Origin of the sequence: Acinetobacter sp. MB5 (genome assembly GCF_003261585.1) — a bacterium.
Classification (GTDB): domain Bacteria; phylum Pseudomonadota; class Gammaproteobacteria; order Pseudomonadales; family Moraxellaceae; genus Acinetobacter.
Genome location: NZ_POVU01000005.1, coordinates 116,373 through 135,480, shown reverse-complemented (window position 1 = coordinate 135,480; position 19,108 = coordinate 116,373). Strand labels below are relative to the sequence as shown.

Here is a 19,108-nt window from a genome sequence, read left to right as displayed (position 1 = left end):
CTCAGGAGATTATGTAATGAGTTTTCCTCAAGTCGAATTAAACACCAATAAAGGTCGTATTGTTCTTGAGCTTAACAGCGAAAAAGCGCCTAAAACAGTGGCAAACTTTTTAGAATATGTGCGTGATGGTTTCTATGATGGTGTAATTTTCCACCGTGTAATCGATGGTTTCATGATCCAAGGTGGCGGTTTCGACGAAAACTTCAAAGAAAAATCAACTCGTGATTCAATTGAAAACGAAGCTGACAACGGTTTAAGCAACGATGCTGGTACTATCGCAATGGCACGTACTCAAGCACCTCACTCTGCTTCTGCACAGTTCTTCATCAACGTAAAAAGCAACTCTTTCTTGAACCACTCTGGCAAAACAACTCAAGGTTGGGGTTATGCCGTGTTTGGTAAAGTGGTTGAAGGTATGGACGTTGTTGAACAAATCAAAGGTGTTCGTACAGGCAACCGTGGTTACCATGCTGACGTTCCTCTTGAAAATGTTGTGATCGAAACTGCGAAAATTATCGCTGAATAATCAATCTCCCTAAATCCCTCTTTACGAAAGAGGGACTTCCTCCCTTTTCAAAGGGAGGCTAGGAGGGATTATTAAAAAAGGATACCTTGTGACCTACCTGTTTATCTCTGATTTACATTTGTCACCTAATCACCCTCGACTCGTTCGGGGGTTTTTAGCTTTATTACACGACTATCAACAAAAACAGACCCAACTTTATATTCTGGGTGACTGGTTCAATGCATGGATTGGGGATGACAACCGATCTGCATGGCTCGATGAAATCATAGCAGCGCTTCAGAAATTTACTTCACAAGGCAATCAGGTTTATTTCCAAGTTGGAAATCGTGATTTTGCGTTAAGCCAAAAGTTTCTCAATCTATTTTCAGGTCGACTCTTGCCTGATATAACGACATTGAACATTCATGGTCGTACTTACCGCCTTGAACATGGCGATGCGCTATGTACCGATGATGTCGCCTATCAACGCTTTAAAAAGATTATTCGTAATCCTGTACTTGTGTTTATTTTGCGACGAACACCACTCAGTTTCCGTAAAAAACTGGCTGAGGGCTTTCGACAAAAAAGTCATGAATCCAAACAAGAAAAGCATTACGAAATTATGGATGTCAATCAACAAGCCGTTGATGCTGCGCTCAAAGATGTTGATGTTCTCATTCATGGACACACCCACCGCCCGATGATTCATCACGAAATCAATGATAAACAACGTATTGTGCTCGGTGACTGGCGTGAAAAAACGGGTGAAGCCATGATTTTAGAGATTGATGCTCAAGGCCAGCAACAATTTAAACATTATACTTTTTAATCGATCTCTCATTCTGAAAGACTAAAACGATGCAAGTTTTCCAAACTCAAACAGGCTTTCACCGTACTTTTTAAATCGCTTGATCAAAAAGCAAGTCAACTTGTGCTTTATCTGCCAAATCTTGCATATAGTTATTTACTTTATTGCCAAATTGCAAACCTTTGACAATAGAAAGTGAACGCAACAATGGGAAAAGTTTAAAGTCGATTAAATACACTTCTTCACGTGTATCCACTAAGTCTTCAAGCTCTAAAAGTTTTTGATTAATCTTTGAGACATATTCATCACTATTAGCAATCAAGCTATCTAAATCACCAAAAACCTTGGTTTCGCGTGCTACAAATGCAGCACGTGCTTTATCGGTTTCAACTTCTTTAAACTGTCCTTTGGTGAAGCGCGGTACAGCCAATTTGTAAATCGCATCAGCGCTGTCTTTACACCATTGTTCAAGCTTAGGAGCATCTACTTCCTGCACATAAGAAGGCTCCGCCAATTGGTCTAGGTGCCGAACGATATCCAGACTTTCTGTCATATGGGTACCATCTTGCTTTTGTAAAATTGGAACAACTTTTTTGCCAACCAAACGTGTTGGCGTTTCTGCATCCCCTTCCATAATCACTTCATACTGCATATCAAGTTGCTTTAAACCGCTAATCATGCGGGTTCTCAAGCAAAATGGGCAGTGTTCGTAAATATAAAGTTTCATGCGATTCCCTCTCATTGTTATTCAACATTGATGTACTGAATATGGTTATTTTTCACTAAAAATACAATTTTAAATAAGAAGTTTATCGTTAAAAAATGCTGTCAAATTACCCGAAAAGTCTTATAAAGCATAACAAAATCTATCTTCTTATAATTTATGGCTTCATCAATGACCCTCGTTACATTACAATGCTGGAGCAACTTGTAAGCTTTCGAGCAAACAGTGCAACTGACAAAGCAATAAGACACTGCATATGACTCAGCATGACCCACAAGGGCTGGATTCCCATCTAAAATCTTGGCTATATGCCTCAGGCTCACTCACTCAACAGCTCACCCAACTTGCAGGTGGCTCATTTCGAGTTGAACCACTTCAAGAATCTTTTCAACGTATGCAACGCCAAGACAGTTTATGGTTAGGCATGCCTCAGCAACATACTTCATGGGTTCGAGAAGTCTATTTATATGGCTGTGAAGCTGAACCTTGGGTACGAGCTAAAAGCATTTTTCCAATTTTAAGTTTGCAAGGTAAAGCTCGCTGCTTTCGGCATTTGGGACAACGTCCAATTGGGTATTATTTATTTCAACGTACCACGCCCAAATGCGAACGGCGTGTGCTGCATTTGAGTGAAGGTTGGACTCGGCAAAGTTGTTATACTTGGCATGGTTGTAAATTCATTGTCCAAGAAACTTTTTTACCTGCATTTGAACGCTTTATACAAACATTGTAATAAGGACTGCTATGGCAACGGTACAACACACCAGCTGGCAACAGCGCTTACAAGCCTATTATTATCTGTGTCGTTTTGACAAACCAATTGGCACTGAACTGGTTTTATGGCCAACCATGTGGGCGCTTTGGGTTGCAGCAAAAGGGATTCCTGACTTTAAAACCCTGTTTGTGATGTTTCTTGGTGTGGTCTTTATGCGCGCAGCAGGTTGTGCCATCAATGACTTTGCTGACCGTAAGGTCGATGGGCATGTAGCGCGTACCAAGCAACGCCCTTTGGCAACAGGCGTGATTCAACCGATTGAAGCCGTGATGGTTTTCTTGGCTCTGGTTGCTGCCAGTGCTTGTCTGCTGTTCTTTCTACCAATTGCCACATTTTACTGCTCTTTTGGAGCATTAATTCTGGCGTTCATTTATCCGTTCATGAAACGCTATACCCATTTGCCACAAGTATTTTTGGGTGCTGCATTTTCTTGGGCGATTCCCATGGCATTTACCGCAATGGGACGTCCACTGGATTTAACCTGTTGGTTGCTTTACTTCGGCAATTTGGCTTGGACGGTTGCTTACGACACTCAGTATGCAATTACTGACCGTGAATATGATTTAAAAATTGGTGTGAAATCTACCGCGATTTTATTTGGTCGTTACGATATTCCGATTATTAACCTGTTACAGGCAGCCAGTGTCATTCTGATTGGTGCAGCTTTATATCGTGAAGATATCCTGCATCCTTATGGAACAATTGCTTTGTGTATCGTGATTGCAGACTATATTTATCAATGGACACAAACCCATAAGCGTGAACCTCAACGTTGTTTTAAAACTTTTTTGCATAACCGTTGGGTGGGTATGATTATTTTTGCAGGAATTTTTATCGCACTACTTTAAAAAATTTCATGTCACTCAGAAACAAAAAGCCCAATCTACTGACTGGGCTTTTTTATTGCTCTGTTGAGATGCCGAAACATCTCAAACCAAGCCAACTAGAACTTAAAGCTGTACCAATTCTTGAATGAATTGAACCGCAGCATCAAAATCAGTTTGAGTCACTCTTGAGTCTGCTTGTTCAGCATCATCAACAATCACAACCACACCTGTTTCACGAAGTAAGCTGATTTGTTCAGCAGTGAAACCTGATTTCGCAACGGCAACCACACCAGTTTCAAGTAACGCGCGTTCAAGCTGTTGCGCTTGAGCAAACACTTCCGCAGTCACCGCCAATACCGCAGGTTTTTGACCTAAACGTGCAGCACGTTCTTCAGCAGTCACTGGGCTTGTATGCGCAGTCCATTCTACAGACTCTTCAACCATACCCGCGCCAACAGTCACGTTGTTTAAACGGTCGATGAAGATAAATGAACCTGTGTAACGGCTGTCTTGATAACGGTCAAAGACCACTGGTGCATCAAATTCGATGGTCACATTGGCAATTGCATTTAACTCAAGTGCTTCAACCTGAACATGCTCAAGCGTATTCACATTGGTACGGAAGTTAATTGCTGTAACTTTTGCAGGAACAGTTTGCGTACCCACTTTCAAGTTATACAACTTACCAACCACCAATGGATGATCTGCCATCCACACCACAGTTGCTTTTACAGAACGTGAAATGGTTGGAGCATCTTGATCGGCACGAACCAACATGTTGCCACGTGATACGTCAATCTCATCATTCAAGGTCAATGTTACCGCTTGACCTGCAAATGCATACTCAAGATTGCCATCAAATGTCACGATTTCTTTGACAGTTGAAGACTTACCTGATGGTAAAGCCACAACTTTATCGCCTACATGGATTTCACCCAGTGCAATCGTCCCTGCAAAACCACGGAAGTCAAGGTTAGGGCGGTTGACGTACTGTACAGGGAAACGGAAATCATGTTTCGCAGTATTACGACTGATTTCAACAGATTCCAAAGTACCCATCAACGTTTCGCCTGTGTACCATGGAGTATTTGGTGATTTGTTGACAACGTTATCGCCATTCAATGCTGAAATCGGTGTAAATACGATGTTACTTGGCTGACGGTCACCCAACTGGCTTACGAAGTTTGCATAGTCAACTTGGATTTCATTGAAGCGTGCTTCAGAGAATTCCACCAAGTCCATTTTGTTGATCGCAACAATAATGTTCTTGATACCCAATAGGCTCGCAATATAGGTGTGACGACGAGTCTGAGTTTGCACACCATAACGCGCATCAATCAAGATGATCGCTAGGTCACAGGTCGATGCACCTGTTGCCATGTTACGTGTGTACTGCTCATGCCCTGGAGTATCAGCAATAATGAACTTACGTTTTTCAGTTGAGAAATAACGATAAGCTACATCAATGGTAATCCCCTGCTCACGTTCTGCTTGCAGACCATCAACAAGGAGCGCCAAGTCAGGTGCATCACCTGTTGTACCCACTTTCTTACTGTCACGGGTGACTGCTTGTAATTGATCTTCATAGATCAATTTTGAATCATACAGTAAACGACCAATTAAGGTACTTTTACCATCATCGACGTTACCGCAAGTTAAAAAACGCAGTAAGTCTTTATTTTCATGTTGTTTTAAATACGCCAAAATATCTTGGCTAATTAAATCTGATTGATGCGACATCGCTCAAACTCCACAAATTCGTTGAAATCAGTTGCTAATCTTTAAATCCTCCTAAATCCTCCTTTGATAAAGGAGGACTTTCCTCCATTTTTTTCGGGAGTTCTCCCCTCTTTCTCAAAGAGGGGTTAGGGGGAGATTTTAGAAATAGCCTTCTTGCTTTTTCTTTTCCATCGAGCCTGCTTCATCATGGTCAATCATACGACCTTGACGTTCAGAACTTGTGGCTAAAAGCATTTCTTGGATAATTTCCGGCAAAGTATCGGCAGTTGATTCAACCGCACCAGTTAACGGATAACAGCCAAGGGTACGGAAACGTACCGATTTCATTTGTGGAACTTCGCCTTCACGTAATGGGAAACGTTCGTCATCGATCATGATCAATGTACCATCACGTTCAACGACAGGGCGCTCAGCCGCCAAATACAACGGAACCAATGGAATACTTTCCAAATAGATGTATTGCCAGATGTCTAGCTCAGTCCAGTTCGACAATGGGAAAACACGAATGCTCTCGCCTTTGTTCACTTTACCGTTGTAGATATTCCAAAGCTCAGGGCGTTGGTTTTTCGGATCCCAGCGGTGTTTGCTGTCACGGAATGAATATACACGTTCTTTGGCACGTGATTTTTCTTCGTCACGGCGCGCACCACCAAATGCTGCATCAAATTGATATTTATCCAGCGCTTGCTTTAAGGCTTGCGTTTTCATGATGTCAGTATATTTTGAGCTGCCATGATCGAACGGGTTAATGTTCTGTGCCATACCCTCAAGATTTTTATGTTCGATCAATTCAAGACCAAGTCGTTTGACCATGTCATCACGGAAAGTGATCATGTCCTTGAATTTCCACCCAGTATTCACATGCAATAATGGAAATGGCAATTTTGCAGGATAAAAAGCCTTCATTGCCAAATGCAACATTACTGCTGAGTCTTTACCAATCGAGTACAGCATGACGGGATTTTCGAATTCCGCAGCGACTTCTCGAATAATATGAATACTTTCAGCTTCAAGCTGTTTAAGGTGAGTTAATCTTTCCTCAGTCATTGATATACCCAGCTACACGGAAATTTTGCGCTTTATGTTAGCATGTCTAGCGCACAATAGTGTGACTCTAAATCATTATGATTTCTGAATACCTAAATCATTTTTTCTGCTTTAGAAGTTTTATTTTTCAAAGGTTTGCTGATTAAGCATTTCGCTCATTTGCAGTTTTATTCATAAGCTATGCATTATATTTTATATAGACCAACCACACTAAAACACCATCTATTTTTACATCAAAGAATCTTCTTCTACCGCATGGATTAAACTTTAATTTAAAACTGTCACTAAGCTAACTGATCGTTACTTCTAAAAGGAATTTAAAAATATTGGAATGGTTAAAATATCTCATTAAAATTTGGTGAGATTTTGGATATTTGACAGATTACAACTTTTCTCCCTATGATCAGAACAAATCATCATAAAAATGAATCCAATAAACAATGCCGATCAACAATAAATATCTACCCCTCTATCATTTTATAGAAACTCATTCGATAAAAATCGCAGCATCTCAAGCAGATGTGATGCATGCTGTGCTCAATTATCGGGGTGATAATGACGCTTTTTTCAAATTGGCGATTGGCTTAAGAGAGCTACCGATCCGGCTTCTTGACAAAATCACGGGGCAACAACGCATTTCTAAACAAGCCTTCGGTTTAGATAATTTCACACGATTAGAACACATCGAACAGCAAGAATTGATGATGGGCTTGACAGGAAAATTCTGGCAGCTTAATTATGGACAAGTGCCAATTCTTGACGCAGCATCTTTTTTAGCATTTTCAGAATCAGGCTCAGCCAAACTGACCTTGCATTTTGTCGCGGAAAAGATCAGTGATACGCACACACAACTCACAACTGAAACACGTGTTTTTTGTGTTGATCAAAAAGCATTGTCTAGCTTTCGACCCTATTGGTATCTGATTCGACCTGTGAGTGGTTTGATTCGCAAGCGTATGTTGTCGAGCATTCAAAAAAATATACAACTTCAGCATGCTTAAGCAATCTTTCTATACATCACTCCTATAAATTTTAAATCTGCATTTAGATTCTATTAAAAAGAGATATTTCACACAATTTCACGCATTCTCTTACGGTAAATTTGTTGTGTTTTGAGAGAATGTCCACATATTATCGAATGATGAGTTAAAACCGAATTATTACCGAATCAGGATAGCATATGGATCTTCTCAATCTCACCCAGCAACGCTACACCACGAAAGCGTATGACCCAGATAAGAAAATTCCGCAAGATCAAATCGATTTATTACTTGAAGTGTTACGCCTCGCACCATCATCCATCAATATCCAGCCATGGCATTTTATCGTTGCACAAAGCCCTGAAGCCAAACAGCGTATTGCGAAGTGCATGACGGGCAAATATGCCTATAACGCACCTAAAGTTCTCGACTCATCCCATACGATTGTGCTGTGTACCCGTACTGATGTAACGGAAGAATATTTGGAACATTTAGTCACACAGGATGATGTTGCAGGTCGTTTTAAAGATGAAGCGACCAAACAAGCACAACGCGAAACCCGTGCAGGCTATATCGACTATTATCGCAATGAAAAAGGCAATATTAAGCACTGGATGGAAACCCAGACCTTTATTGCACTGGGTGAATTACTGTTGGCTGCACCGATTTTAGGTATTGATGCTACACCGATCGGTGGTTTTGATGATGCTGCGGTCAATCAGGAGTTTGATTTGGTGAATCAAGGTTTCCATAGTTCTGTAGTGCTCACTCTAGGTTATCGCAGTGAAAAAGACTTTAATGCCAAATTGCCAAAATCACGTTTAAGTAAAGAAGAGTTGTTTACGATTCTTTAAGTCAAACGTATGACTTAGGCTATTTTTAGCTTAAGTCATACTCATGGCCAAGCAACCTACACCGATTAAACTGAGTAGTAATCCAATAATCGTCATCTTATTTGGCTTTTCTTTAAAATAAATCAAACCACTCAAAACACCTAAAGTCACAACACTAACATTCATCACCACAAAAACCACCGCTGGCGCATCTTTCAGTAATTGATGGGCTTGGACATAAAAAGCGATATTGGCAAAGTTTAGGACACCGAGTAAAACCCCCGCAGGAAAATTCTTCACTTGCCACTGCTCTAGTTTAGACAGACTGACAAAAATTGCAGATGCAACACCTGCCACCATAAACATCAAATTCAGGCTCAAAGCAAATTGTTGACCTAAGCTACTGTTGTATTTCAATAAAATATCCACCAGTGCATAACCTGCCCAAACACTTGCCAAGAACCATCCCGCCTTGCTGCTTTGTGTTTGAGTAGTCGCTTGTGTTTTGGCAACAATCAGGCTCAATACCGCACCAATACCCAGTGCTACACCCAATAATTTGAGACTCGAAAATTGTTCATGAAACACAAAATAGGCTGCAAGTAGTGACAAAACTACGGATAGGCGCTGAGCAACTTCGGTTTTAATAATACCCGCATGTTGTAAAGATTTAGCTAAACAAAAGAAAATACTAGGTAGCAACACACCGAGCACACCAATCAACCACCACGGCGTATCCTGAATACTTAAATGAGCAAAATCGGGTTTAAACCACAACCAGCACAAAATACTGGCCGTAACATAGTTCCAGACAATCATTTGCAAAGCTGAATAATCACGTTGTTTAAATTGTTTCAAAACAATCGACACTGCAACACTGCATAGTGCCGCGAAGAAAATGAGAGTCATATATCAATATCCACTTTTTCATCATGAGAGAATATGATGGAGAAAGAACAAATCCTTAAAGATCTTCTGCAAAAAACTTAAAAAGATCATCATGACTATAAAATTAAATCAATTATAAACTGTCAAATATGCAATCACAGCCAACAAATAATAAATATACGATTCAATTACTTTTCAATCAGTCTTGCAAAACTACAAATAGTTTATTCTCTGTTAATTATGTCAATCAATTTACTTTCTAAAAGTTCCTGATATTCAATTTGAGCTTGTAGAAACTCAATTCTGTCTAGCAATTGTTCATCACTCAATTTAATATTTTTCTTTTTAATAACAGCACGTAAAGACTGAATTTTATTACCTCGTTGAATAACGACTTTTCTAAGAAAATTAAGTTTTCTATCTAATAATTGGCGTTGAAAATCCTTGTCAATCACCTGATCGAATCCAGCATTCATAAATTATAATTACGTTCATATATGATTTAGCGCAGAGGATAGCACCCTCTTTTCACTTAGAATATATTCAGACAATACTTTTTTAAGCAATTATTTATCGTTCGGAAAAAAAATAAGCAATAACTACCTCTAGTTACTGCTTATAAAAACATATTATAAATAATTAAATTAATTAAATTTTTTATTTAATTCAGCGAAGATATGCCCTATAGCAATTTTTAAACCTTTCGCATTATTTAAAGTTTCCTTCCAAAAACTGTTTTAGACGCTCACTTTTCGGATGAGTCAGGACTTCTTTCGGATCACCCTGCTCTTCGATCTTCCCTTGATGCAAAAAGATCACCTGATTTGACACATGACGTGCAAAGCCCATTTCATGCGTCACCACAATCATGGTTCTCCCTTCTTCTGCCAAACCTTGCATCACTTTAAGGACTTCCCCCACCAGTTCAGGGTCTAAAGCACTGGTCGGTTCATCGAAAAGCATCACCTCTGGTTCCATCGCCAAAGCGCGGGCAATCGCAACCCGTTGTTGTTGCCCACCCGACAAGAATGCAGGATATTTATTTTCCACACTTTCGTTTAAACCCACTTTGCGTAAATATTTACGCGCACGTTCTTCTGCTTCCGCACGTTTCACGCCCAGTACATGAATCGGGCCTTCAATCACATTTTGTAAAACTGTCATATGTGACCATAAATTAAAATGCTGAAACACCATCATGAGCTGGGTACGCATTTTTTGCAGTTGTTTGGGATTGGTCGCTTTCAGGTTGCCATGCTTGTCAAAAACAGTTTGTAGCTTCTCACCATTGAGTTTGATTGAGCCATTACTCGGCTGTTCCAGAAAATTAATACAGCGTAAAAATGTACTTTTTCCCGAACCCGATGAGCCGATAATACTAATCACATCGCCTGCTTTGGCATCGAGTGAGACGCCTTTGAGTACTTCATTGTCCCCGAAGGTTTTACATAAATCTCGAATCACCAGTTTTGCTGAATCTTCCATCTGTATTCTCCTAATGATCCGATGGTTTTAAAAATGCCAACCAGCGTTTTTCCAGTTTGCGGAATATGCCAATCAAGATAAAAGCCAAGCAGGCATACAGCACTGCGGCAATCCCAAAAGCATTAAAGGTTTCATAAGTTGCCGCATTGACATCACGCGCAACTTTTAAAATATCAGGTACGGTCGCCGTAAACGCGATGGTGGTTGCATGCAACATCAAAATGACTTCATTGCCATAAAATGGCAAGGCACGACGTAACATTGAAGGAATAATAATGCGGGTATAGCGTTTCCACGGTGACATACCAAAAGCCTGCGCAGCCTCAATCTCACCGTAAGGAATAGAACGGATTGCCCCTGCAAAAATTTCAGTGGTATAAGCACCTGTGTTCAGTGCAAATGCCAAAATCGTACATTTTAAGCCACTTTGAAAAAAATCATTTAAGATTTGATGATCATGAATGAAATCAAAGCTATAAATCCCCGAATAAATAATTAGTAGCTGTACATACAATGGCGTGCCACGAAATACATAGGTAAATAGCCATACTGGGCCACGAATCAATGGATTACTCGATACCCGTGCAATCGACAGTGGAACAGACAATACAAAACCAATCGCAATTGACAGTACCAACAGCCATGAAGTCATGGCAACGCCAGTCATTTGAAAACCATCTGTCCACAGGTATTGCTGCCAATATTGTTGAATAATTTCAATCATAGTTGCCCCTTTTTGACACCAGCAGAGTAACGGCGCTCAAGCCACATCAAAACGAGATTGGAAACCGTGGTAATCGCAAGATAAATTGCCGCAGCAAGTACACTAAAATAAAACACTTGCATGGTGCTACGACCTGCATCTTGGGTAATTTTGACAATGTCTGTCAGACCAATCAACGAAACCAAAGCCGTCGCTTTAATTAAAACCTGCCAGTTATTGCCAATCCCAGGCAATGCAAAACGCATCATTTGCGGAAATAATACCCGTCGAAAGACTTGAAATGGCGTCATGCCATAAGCATAAGCGGCTTCAATTTGCCCTTTGGGTACAGACTGAAACGCCCCACGAAAAGTTTCGGTAAAATACGCCCCATAAATAAATGCCAGTGTAATGACACCAGCCGCGAATGGATCAATATCGATTTGGTCCATTTGCAAAGAGTCAGTAATTGAATTGAGTCCAAGCTGAAGGCTATAGAATAGAAGCAGCATAATGACCAAATCTGGAACACTACGAATCAGGGTGGTATACACTGTCGCGACATATCGCACCATTTTAATGCGAGATAGCTTACAAACTGCGCCAATTAAGCCAATAATCACCGAGAGTAAGAGCGATAACAGTGCAAGTTTTATGGTCATCCAAGTGCCATCCCATAGCACAGAACCATAACCAGACAAAAACATACTCATCTTCTCCAAGTAAAAACAATCGATCTGATAGTGATGAGAGTAAAGCTCATAGAAAAAGTGTCGGTACTAGACCGACACTTTTCTCTGAATTAATAAATACTGAAAGGGAAATATTTTTTCTCTAATTTTTTATATGTTCCATCAGCAATAATTTGTGCTAAAGCTTTGTTAATGTCATTTTTCAGGTCTACATCTTCCTTACGTAAACCAATTGCTGCACCTACACCTAAAGTTTTGGCATCCACCACATTGCCACCTGCAAAGCCAAAGTTTTTGCCTTTCGGTGATTTCAAGAAGCCCGCATCAACCATCAGTGCATCTTGTAAAGAGGCATCTAAACGACCTGACATCATGTCTTGGTACAGAATGTCTTGGTTTGGATATGGAATAACATTCACACCTTTGGTTGCCCAGTACGCTTTTGCATAGCTTTCTTGCATCGTACCTTGTTGAACACCGACGCGTTTACCTCTTAAAGACGCTGCTGTTGGTAGCAATGGAGAACCTTTTTTCGCGATCATACGCGTTGGCGTGTTATAAATTTTATTACTAAACGCGATTTGCTTAGAACGATCAGCGGTTACTGTCATTGATGAAAGAATACCATCGAATTTTTTAGCTTTCAGCGCTGGAATCATGCCATCAAAAGAGTTTTCAACCCATACACATTTTGCTTTCAATTTAGCACAAATGGCGTTACCCAAATCGACATCGAAGCCTACCAGTTTGTTACCTGGTGCTTTATATTCGAATGGCGCATAAGAAGACTCTGTACCAAAACGAATAACTTTCCAATCCTTTGCTTGAACATTTGTACCGAATGCAGTCAACAAGAGTGTGGTTGATACCAATACTTTGTTTTTCCAGCTTTTCATCATCAAAATTTCCCCTGATAAATCAATTTACTGAAGATAATGCAAGAATTTACACACTTACCCATCTTCCCTGATGTACGAAAAAGCAATTTATATGCCAAGAAAAATCAAAATTGATGATCTTTCCGCCAAAGAACATATCCTGTTATAAGAGATATAAAATTATTTCAATATATTGATTTATATCAATATTAATAAAATTTTATCGATTCCATTCCATGTTACAGTCAATTCTAAAAATTGCTTATTCCCCAAAAACTGTATCTTATTTTTAATCAAAACTGTATCTGTTTTACAACTTTTAAATTCTCTATCTTGAACTGCAAAGTACAGTTGACTTAGCCCATCAAGCCCACCCGATGGACTCAATAGAGGATATAAACATGTTAGCGATCGTTACTGGTGCTTCATCAGGCTTTGGATATCACATTGCGAAAAAGCTGGTTGAGTCAGGTTATAAAGTGATTGGGGTTGCACGGCGTATAGAAAATCTAAATCAGCTCCATACCGAACTTGGACAATCCTTCTATCCGTTGGCCTTAGACTTGACGAACTCCGCTGAAAAATTAAAAGAAGCCTTGGCTGCTGTGCCACAAGCTTTTCAAATCAGTCAAATTGATTTACTGGTCAATAACGCAGGTTTGGCGCTCGGCTTAGAGTCCGCAGATAAAGCAGACCTAGAAGATTGGTACAGTATGGTCGATACCAATATTAAAGGACTGATCACCATGACGCACTTGGTTTTACCCTATATGGTGGAGAAAAAATCAGGCTTAGTCATCAATATCGGCTCTATTGCAGGTTCATACCCTTATCCAGGGGGCAATGTCTACGGTGCAACTAAAGCCTTTGTGAAACAATTCAGTTTAAACCTTCGTGCAGATCTCTCTGGTACAGGTGTACGCGTTTGTAATATTGAACCTGGGCTATGTGGTGGAACTGAGTTTTCTCTGGTGCGCTTCAAAGGAGATGCAGAAAAAGTCAAAGATTTATACGACCACAAAAATCCGATCTTGCCTGAAGATATTGCCAATACAGTGGCATGGGTCGCAGCTCAGCCTGTGCATATCAACATCAACCGTATTGAAATGATGCCAACCTCGCAGTCTTTTAATCCATTAAAAGTGGTTGAAATGAACTGACTTTAAATATCGAATGTTTCATTTAAATTATGGCAATAAAACCAAAAAAGTTAAGGAGCTATCACGAGCTCCTTAACTGATCTATCTAACACTAGGGTCAGATAAATTGAATTGGGTCAAAGACTCAATTAATAACGTTCAACCATTTTCTCTAAAGAAATTGGACGAATCTTGTCAGCATTACCTGAAGTACCAAATGCTTCGTAACGGTCGATACAGACTTGTTTCATTGCATCAACAGTTTTCGCGAAGTATTTACGTGGGTCAAACTCAGCAGGGTTTTCTGCCAAGAAGCGACGAATCGCACCAGTAGAAGCCAAACGTAAGTCAGTGTCGATGTTGATTTTACGAACACCGTGTTTGATTGCTTCAACCAACTGCTCAACTGGCACACCGTAAGTTTCGCCAATGTTACCACCAAATTCGTTGATCACTTTCAACCATTCTTGTGGAACAGAGCTTGAACCGTGCATTACAAGGTGAGTGTTTGGTAATGCCGCATGAATTTCTTTAATGCGGTCAATTGCCAAAATGTCGCCTGTAGGTGGACGGGTAAATTTGTATGCACCGTGTGAAGTACCTACAGCAATTGCCAAGGCATCAACATTGGTATCTGCAACGAATTGAGTTGCTTCTTCAACTGAAGTTAACAATTGAGAATGGTCAAGTACGCCTTCTGCGCCTACGCCATCTTCTTCGCCTGCCATGCCTGTTTCAAGGCTACCTAAACAACCGATTTCACCTTCGACAGAAACGCCACACGCATGTGCCATTGCAACAACACGACGTGTTACGTCAACATTGTAGTCATAGCTTGTTGGTGTTTTACCATCAGTTCCCAAAGAACCATCCATCATCACTGAGCTAAAGCCCAACTGGATTGAACGTTGACATACGTCAGGACTCGTTCCGTGGTCTTGGTGCATTACCACTGGAATATGTGGCCATTCTTCAACTGCTGCCAAAATCAGGTGACGCAAGAATGGTGCGCCTGCATATTTACGAGCACCCGCAGATGCTTGAACAATAACAGGTGAGTTAGTTGCATCTGCAGCCAACATGATTGCACGCATTTGTTCTAGATTGTTTACGTTAAATGCTGGTACGCCGTAGTTGTGTTCTGCAGCGTGATCCAAGAGCTGGCGCAACGAAATAAGAGCCATAGTATCCTCCCAGGTAGTGGGCCTTATTCTACATGCTGCTCGATTGCAATTCAGCATCAAAAAACATCATTTAAAAAAAAATCCCTGCATCGGCAGGGATTTTAATTAAAAAATCAACAAATCATTGCACTTTCACTTCAGAAGCATGAGCATTTGCTTTTTTAACATCTGTATTTTTTTCATCAAGTACAGGTTTGTCTAAAGCATCAATTTTTGCCTGCTGTTCTGGAGATGTCGGCTGGTCATCCGATGCTACTGCTGATTGCTCAGTATTAGCATCTTCTGATTTTTTTGAACACGCAGTGAATGCAAGCGGTGCAAGGCATGCCAATGCAATGATCAATTGTTTTTTCATGAAACGCTCCTAAGAAGACTTAGGCACGCTCAAGTAAAACCGCAACTGCAGGCAAAGTTTTACCTTCTACAAATTCTAAAAACGCACCGCCGCCTGTTGAAATATAGCTGATTTGAGATGCAACATCATATTTATCAATCGCAGCCAATGTGTCACCACCACCTGCAATCGAGAAACCTTCGCTTTCTGCAATCGCCAATGACAATGCTTTTGTGCCTTCGCCAAATTGATCGACTTCAAACACCCCAACTGGGCCATTCCATAGAATAGTCTTGGATTGTTTCAATAATGTTGCAAAAGTCGCTGCTGTTTCAGGACCAACATCTAGAATCATGTCGTTTTCTGCAACATCTTCAACTTTTTTCACAATTGCAGGTGTGTTGGCTAAAGAACCCAAGAAATCTTCAAAGTTGATTTGTGTTGCATCAGCAACCACAACATCTGTTGGTAAAGGAACAGATACTTTTGCTGCAATCGCTTTTGCAGTGTCGATCAGGTCAGCTTCATACAGTGATTTACCAACATTGAAGCCTGCTGCCGCCAAGAATGTATTCGCAATACCACCACCCACAATAATCTGGTCACAAATCGTTGAAAGTGAAGTTAAAACATCGAGCTTCGTTGAAACTTTAGAACCTGCAACAATCGCAACCATTGGTTTCGCTGGAGTTTGTAAGGCACGGCCTAGAGCATCAAGCTCAGCTGCAAGCAATGGGCCTGCTGCTGCAACTGGCGCAAAACGTGCCACACCTTCAGTTGATGCTTCTGCACGGTGTGCTGTACCAAAGGCATCCATCACAAATACATCACACAGTGCTGCATATTTTTGTGCAAGTTCAGAATTGTTTTTCTTTTCACCGTGATTAAAACGCACATTTTCAAGCAACACCACCTGACCTGCTTGAACTTCAACACCCTCTAAATAGTCAGTGATCAGTTGTACATTTTGCCCCAATGCTTCAGTTAAGTAAGCAGCAACAGGTGCTAAAGATTGTTCTGGTTTTGGCTCGCCTTCCACTGGTCGACCAAGGTGTGAAAACACCATAACTGCTGCGCCTTTCTCAAGAGCTGCTTTAATTGTTGGAAGTGCAGCACGCAAACGTGCATCACTGGTAATCACACCATTTTTAACAGGCACGTTCAAATCTTCACGAATAAGGACGCGTTTCCCTGTTAAATCAAGGTCTGTCATGCGCTGAAAATTCATGGAATGCTCTCTTTCTGGTTTGCTGAAATTTAAAATCGCGACATTTTAAATGATTATGCAAAAAAAAATTAGCTTCTTTAGTAGAAAAGCTGTAGAAAAATGTGGTTTTGATTATGATAAGACATCTTTTAAAAATATTATTTTGTATGTCTATTCATCCAGATCCAAAAATCAACCGCCTGAATGTGTTTGGTGAAGCGCTGGCAAGCTGTTGTTTTGACCCGATTACAGGCTACTTTCGTAATGGTTTTTGCCATACTGCAACCACAGACTTAGGCCAACATACCGTTTGCGCCAGAATGACCGCTGATTTTTTAAATTTTTCACAAAAAATTGGCAATGACCTGATTACGCCCCTACCTGAAATTGGTTTTCCTGGACTCAAACCAGGTGATTTTTGGTGTATCTGTGTTAATCGTTGGGTGGAAGCTTATGAAGCAGGTCATGCACCCAAGCTGAAACTGCATGCTTGTCACCAGTCGGTGCTGAGCTATGTACCGATGGATGTATTGATGGACTTTGCTGTCTAATGAAACAACCGCAGATTATTTTGGCATCGAGTAGTCAAACCCGAAAAGCCCTGATGGACCGTTTAGGTTTAGAGTATTTGGCGATTGCGCCTGATATCGATGAGTCAACGCAAAATGAAATCCATGCGGATGATTTGGCAAAACGTCTGGCATTTGAAAAAGCCCGCGTGATTGCTGAACAATATCCCGATGCTATTGTGATTGGCTCAGATCAGGTGGCATGGCGTGAAACTGCACCACAGGACTTTATGGGTAAACCGTTGACTGTTGAAAATGCTATTCAGCAATTACAACTCAACTCAGGAAAAACAGTTTATTTCAGCACAGGTTTAAGCGTGCAACATCTGGCTTCAGGTTTTGAGCAGACTTTGGTTGAACGCTACCAAGTCAAATTCCGTGAACTCAGCTTGACAGAAATTCAGCGCTATATTGAAAAAGATCAACCACTCCACTGCGCAGGCAGTTTTAAATGCGAAAGTCTAGGAATTAGCCTATTTGCCAGCATGACTGGACAAGATCAGACCACATTGATGGGGCTACCGATGATTCAACTGTGTACACTACTGCGCCAACTACAGATTCAAATTCCTTAATCTTTTAAAGGTACTCGCATGTCTCAACCTTTAACCATTTTAGGCGGTATCACCGCAGAACAATTCCTCAATGAATACTGGCAGAAAAAACCACTGCTGGTTCGTCGGGCACTTCCTGAAATTGCCAACATTTTAGAACCCAAAGATGTGATGGAACTGGCGCTTGAAGACAATGTCAGCGCACGTTTGATCAAGCAGAAAGATCGTGATCCAAACCAGTGGTCAGTGAAATCGTCACCTTTAGCCAAAAGTGATTTCCAGAAAATGCCAAAATTATGGACGCTTCTGGTTCAAGCTGTTGACCATTATTCAATGGATTTGGCGGAACTTTGGCAACAGTTCAGCTTTATTCCACAATGGCGCCGCGATGACATTATGGTGTCTTATGCACCAAAAGGCGGTTCAGTGGGTCAACACTTTGACTTTTATGATGTGTTCTTGGTTCAAGGCTATGGTCATCGCCGCTGGCAGCTTGGTCAAATGTGCGATGCAGACACCGCATTTGTGCCAAATCAACCACTAAAACTCTTGCCTGAAATGGACATCAATTTTGATGAAGTGCTTGCACCAGGTGACTTGTTGTATGTCCCACCAGGTTTGTCACACTACGGCGTTGCAGAAGATGACTGCTTAACGTTCTCTTTTGGTTTCCGTATGCCAAATGTAGCGAACATGATGGATCGCGTAAGTGACCAGTTTGCTGACAATGCTTTACTAAAAAATCCATTGGCAGATATTGCACGCACACTCCCTCACCGTGTCGGTCAGATTGATGCCGAAGAACTCAGCTATCTCAAACAGCAAGTTTTAGCCCAGTTACAGGATTCACCTTTGCTTGATGCTGCAATTATGTCGCTGATGAGCGAACCAAAATATCCTGACAATGTGCCAGAGCCTGATGAAATTGAAGTCGCTGATTTAGAAGCTGTGCTAGATCAAGGCTATTTACTGCAACTTGAACCTGCATCACGCTTACTCTACAAACAGCAGGATAATGAAACCCTGTTCTGGGGCAACGGCGAAGCACTGTGCATTTCACCTGAGTTTGCCGAAATGTTGGCAGCAATTGCTGATGGTCAACGTTTTGAACTTAACCAAGAATTTTCTCAAGAGGAAAGTCTGGAAGATTTAGCACACTTGCTGAACGAATCCATCTTAATGTTATTACCGCCTGACGAAGACGCGTAATATTCAAAGATTTAGCGATCTGGCGAA

General features: G+C 40.9%; 22 protein-coding genes. 10 read left to right on the top strand and 12 right to left on the bottom strand.

All coding sequences use genetic code 11. The features are described from left to right. The first annotated feature begins 16 nt into the window (after positions 1–16). On the top strand, positions 17–526 hold the full coding sequence (locus C1A47_RS08505) for a peptidylprolyl isomerase (RefSeq protein ID WP_111894368.1): 510 nt from the start codon (positions 17–19) through the stop codon (positions 524–526). Between the two features lie 88 nt (positions 527–614). Continuing rightward, complete coding sequence (locus C1A47_RS08500) at positions 615–1,334, top strand: UDP-2,3-diacylglucosamine diphosphatase (protein WP_111894366.1); 720 nt, start codon at positions 615–617, stop codon at positions 1,332–1,334. A gap of 70 nt (positions 1,335–1,404) precedes the next feature. On the opposite strand, the gene grxB is transcribed toward C1A47_RS08500, so the two are convergent. Then, positions 1,405–2,040, bottom strand: a complete 636-nt coding sequence (gene grxB, locus C1A47_RS08495; protein WP_111894364.1) for a glutaredoxin 2 — start codon at positions 2,038–2,040, stop codon at positions 1,405–1,407. A 253-nt stretch (positions 2,041–2,293) separates the two neighbouring features. Here grxB and C1A47_RS08490 point away from each other — a divergent pair, with 253 nt between their 5' ends. Then, complete coding sequence (locus tag C1A47_RS08490; RefSeq protein WP_111894362.1) at positions 2,294–2,770, top strand: chorismate--pyruvate lyase family protein; 477 nt, start codon at positions 2,294–2,296, stop codon at positions 2,768–2,770. 11 nt (positions 2,771–2,781) lie between these two features. After that, positions 2,782–3,660 carry a 4-hydroxybenzoate octaprenyltransferase gene (gene ubiA / locus C1A47_RS08485; protein WP_111894360.1) on the top strand — a complete coding sequence of 293 codons (879 nt, stop codon included), beginning with the start codon at positions 2,782–2,784 and terminating at the stop codon, positions 3,658–3,660. Positions 3,661–3,762: 102 nt separating this feature from the next. Here ubiA and cysN read toward each other — a convergent pair whose 3' ends face one another. After that, positions 3,763–5,379: a sulfate adenylyltransferase subunit CysN gene (gene cysN / locus C1A47_RS08480; protein ID WP_111894358.1), complete on the bottom strand. Its 1,617-nt coding sequence runs from the start codon at positions 5,377–5,379 to the stop codon at positions 3,763–3,765. A gap of 138 nt (positions 5,380–5,517) precedes the next feature. Continuing rightward, positions 5,518–6,426, bottom strand: coding sequence for a sulfate adenylyltransferase subunit CysD (gene cysD / locus C1A47_RS08475; RefSeq protein ID WP_111894356.1), 909 nt, complete (start codon positions 6,424–6,426; stop codon positions 5,518–5,520). Between the two features lie 524 nt (positions 6,427–6,950). Between cysD and C1A47_RS08470 the strand changes: the two genes are divergently transcribed. Together C1A47_RS08470 and nfsB are read left to right on the top strand one after the other, a co-directional pair. Continuing rightward, positions 6,951–7,427, top strand: coding sequence for a hypothetical protein (locus tag C1A47_RS08470; protein ID WP_227539755.1), 477 nt, complete (start codon positions 6,951–6,953; stop codon positions 7,425–7,427). Positions 7,428–7,606: 179 nt separating this feature from the next. Next, the gene (nfsB, locus tag C1A47_RS08465; protein ID WP_111894352.1) at positions 7,607–8,260 is read left to right on the top strand and encodes an oxygen-insensitive NAD(P)H nitroreductase; all 654 of its coding nucleotides are present in this window, start codon (positions 7,607–7,609) and stop codon (positions 8,258–8,260) included. A gap of 30 nt (positions 8,261–8,290) precedes the next feature. On the opposite strand, the gene C1A47_RS08460 is transcribed toward nfsB, so the two are convergent. The 6 genes from C1A47_RS08460 to C1A47_RS08435 all read right to left on the bottom strand — a co-directional run bounded on the left by C1A47_RS08460 (position 8,291) and on the right by C1A47_RS08435 (position 12,903). Next, on the bottom strand, positions 8,291–9,148 hold the full coding sequence (locus tag C1A47_RS08460; RefSeq protein ID WP_111894350.1) for a DMT family transporter: 858 nt from the start codon (positions 9,146–9,148) through the stop codon (positions 8,291–8,293). Positions 9,149–9,351: 203 nt separating this feature from the next. Continuing rightward, positions 9,352–9,603 (bottom strand): hypothetical protein, encoded by a 252-nt coding sequence (locus tag C1A47_RS08455; RefSeq protein ID WP_227539754.1) that lies wholly within the window; start codon positions 9,601–9,603, stop codon positions 9,352–9,354. A 232-nt stretch (positions 9,604–9,835) separates the two neighbouring features. Continuing rightward, on the bottom strand, positions 9,836–10,612 hold the full coding sequence (locus C1A47_RS08450) for an ABC transporter ATP-binding protein (protein WP_111894348.1): 777 nt from the start codon (positions 10,610–10,612) through the stop codon (positions 9,836–9,838). A 10-nt stretch (positions 10,613–10,622) separates the two neighbouring features. After that, on the bottom strand, positions 10,623–11,336 hold the full coding sequence (locus C1A47_RS08445; RefSeq protein WP_111894346.1) for an ABC transporter permease: 714 nt from the start codon (positions 11,334–11,336) through the stop codon (positions 10,623–10,625). Then, on the bottom strand, positions 11,333–12,022 hold the full coding sequence (locus C1A47_RS08440) for an ABC transporter permease (RefSeq protein ID WP_111894344.1): 690 nt from the start codon (positions 12,020–12,022) through the stop codon (positions 11,333–11,335). Before C1A47_RS08440 ends, C1A47_RS08445 begins: the two co-directional genes overlap by 4 nt. 95 nt (positions 12,023–12,117) lie before the next feature. After that, entirely contained in the window at positions 12,118–12,903 is a 786-nt protein-coding gene (locus C1A47_RS08435; RefSeq protein WP_111894536.1) for an ABC transporter substrate-binding protein, read from the bottom strand. Positions 12,904–13,286: 383 nt separating this feature from the next. Here C1A47_RS08435 and C1A47_RS08430 point away from each other — a divergent pair, with 383 nt between their 5' ends. After that, positions 13,287–14,045 (top strand): SDR family NAD(P)-dependent oxidoreductase, encoded by a 759-nt coding sequence (locus C1A47_RS08430; RefSeq protein WP_111894342.1) that lies wholly within the window; start codon positions 13,287–13,289, stop codon positions 14,043–14,045. A 128-nt stretch (positions 14,046–14,173) separates the two neighbouring features. On the opposite strand, the gene fba is transcribed toward C1A47_RS08430, so the two are convergent. The 3 genes from fba to C1A47_RS08415 form a co-directional block, all read right to left on the bottom strand. Then, positions 14,174–15,208: a class II fructose-bisphosphate aldolase gene (fba, locus tag C1A47_RS08425; RefSeq protein ID WP_004752357.1), complete on the bottom strand. Its 1,035-nt coding sequence runs from the start codon at positions 15,206–15,208 to the stop codon at positions 14,174–14,176. Positions 15,209–15,329: 121 nt separating this feature from the next. Next, positions 15,330–15,563 carry a hypothetical protein gene (locus tag C1A47_RS08420; RefSeq protein WP_111894340.1) on the bottom strand — a complete coding sequence of 78 codons (234 nt, stop codon included), beginning with the start codon at positions 15,561–15,563 and terminating at the stop codon, positions 15,330–15,332. Positions 15,564–15,582: 19 nt separating this feature from the next. Then, positions 15,583–16,770 carry a phosphoglycerate kinase gene (locus C1A47_RS08415; protein WP_111894338.1) on the bottom strand — a complete coding sequence of 396 codons (1,188 nt, stop codon included), beginning with the start codon at positions 16,768–16,770 and terminating at the stop codon, positions 15,583–15,585. 146 nt (positions 16,771–16,916) lie between these two features. Between C1A47_RS08415 and C1A47_RS08410 the strand changes: the two genes are divergently transcribed. The 3 genes from C1A47_RS08410 to C1A47_RS08400 are packed head-to-tail and all read left to right on the top strand — an operon-like array spanning position 16,917 to position 19,081. After that, a complete protein-coding gene (locus tag C1A47_RS08410) occupies positions 16,917–17,300 on the top strand; it encodes a DUF2237 family protein (RefSeq protein ID WP_111894336.1) in 384 nt (127 codons plus the stop codon). Continuing rightward, positions 17,300–17,893, top strand: a complete 594-nt coding sequence (locus C1A47_RS08405) for a Maf family protein (protein WP_111894334.1) — start codon at positions 17,300–17,302, stop codon at positions 17,891–17,893. The genes C1A47_RS08410 and C1A47_RS08405 overlap by 1 nt, the downstream gene beginning before the upstream one ends. Before the next feature lie 18 nt (positions 17,894–17,911). After that, complete coding sequence (locus C1A47_RS08400; protein ID WP_111894332.1) at positions 17,912–19,081, top strand: cupin domain-containing protein; 1,170 nt, start codon at positions 17,912–17,914, stop codon at positions 19,079–19,081. Positions 19,082–19,108 lie beyond the last annotated feature (27 nt).

Excerpts from the sequence above, each read along its gene's own strand:
- C1A47_RS08460 (WP_111894350.1), bottom strand. The coding sequence starts at position 9,148 with ATGACTCTCATTTTCTTCGCGGCACTATGCAGTGTTGCAGTGTCGATT.
- C1A47_RS08400 (WP_111894332.1), top strand. The coding sequence starts at position 17,912 with ATGTCTCAACCTTTAACCATTTTAGGCGGTATCACCGCAGAACAATTC.
- C1A47_RS08435 (WP_111894536.1), bottom strand. The coding sequence starts at position 12,903 with ATGAAAAGCTGGAAAAACAAAGTATTGGTATCAACCACACTCTTGTTG.
- C1A47_RS08410 (WP_111894336.1), top strand. The coding sequence starts at position 16,917 with ATGTCTATTCATCCAGATCCAAAAATCAACCGCCTGAATGTGTTTGGT.
- C1A47_RS08430 (WP_111894342.1), top strand. The coding sequence starts at position 13,287 with ATGTTAGCGATCGTTACTGGTGCTTCATCAGGCTTTGGATATCACATT.
- grxB (WP_111894364.1), bottom strand. The coding sequence starts at position 2,040 with ATGAAACTTTATATTTACGAACACTGCCCATTTTGCTTGAGAACCCGC.
- C1A47_RS08470 (WP_227539755.1), top strand. The coding sequence starts at position 6,951 with ATGCATGCTGTGCTCAATTATCGGGGTGATAATGACGCTTTTTTCAAA.
- C1A47_RS08405 (WP_111894334.1), top strand. The coding sequence starts at position 17,300 with ATGAAACAACCGCAGATTATTTTGGCATCGAGTAGTCAAACCCGAAAA.
- nfsB (WP_111894352.1), top strand. The coding sequence starts at position 7,607 with ATGGATCTTCTCAATCTCACCCAGCAACGCTACACCACGAAAGCGTAT.
- C1A47_RS08440 (WP_111894344.1), bottom strand. The coding sequence starts at position 12,022 with ATGTTTTTGTCTGGTTATGGTTCTGTGCTATGGGATGGCACTTGGATG.
- C1A47_RS08490 (WP_111894362.1), top strand. The coding sequence starts at position 2,294 with ATGACTCAGCATGACCCACAAGGGCTGGATTCCCATCTAAAATCTTGG.
- C1A47_RS08415 (WP_111894338.1), bottom strand. The coding sequence starts at position 16,770 with ATGAATTTTCAGCGCATGACAGACCTTGATTTAACAGGGAAACGCGTC.
- C1A47_RS08450 (WP_111894348.1), bottom strand. The coding sequence starts at position 10,612 with ATGGAAGATTCAGCAAAACTGGTGATTCGAGATTTATGTAAAACCTTC.
- cysN (WP_111894358.1), bottom strand. The coding sequence starts at position 5,379 with ATGTCGCATCAATCAGATTTAATTAGCCAAGATATTTTGGCGTATTTA.
- C1A47_RS08445 (WP_111894346.1), bottom strand. The coding sequence starts at position 11,336 with ATGATTGAAATTATTCAACAATATTGGCAGCAATACCTGTGGACAGAT.
- fba (WP_004752357.1), bottom strand. The coding sequence starts at position 15,208 with ATGGCTCTTATTTCGTTGCGCCAGCTCTTGGATCACGCTGCAGAACAC.
- cysD (WP_111894356.1), bottom strand. The coding sequence starts at position 6,426 with ATGACTGAGGAAAGATTAACTCACCTTAAACAGCTTGAAGCTGAAAGT.
- C1A47_RS08420 (WP_111894340.1), bottom strand. The coding sequence starts at position 15,563 with ATGAAAAAACAATTGATCATTGCATTGGCATGCCTTGCACCGCTTGCA.
- ubiA (WP_111894360.1), top strand. The coding sequence starts at position 2,782 with ATGGCAACGGTACAACACACCAGCTGGCAACAGCGCTTACAAGCCTAT.
- C1A47_RS08505 (WP_111894368.1), top strand. The coding sequence starts at position 17 with ATGAGTTTTCCTCAAGTCGAATTAAACACCAATAAAGGTCGTATTGTT.
- C1A47_RS08455 (WP_227539754.1), bottom strand. The coding sequence starts at position 9,603 with ATGAATGCTGGATTCGATCAGGTGATTGACAAGGATTTTCAACGCCAA.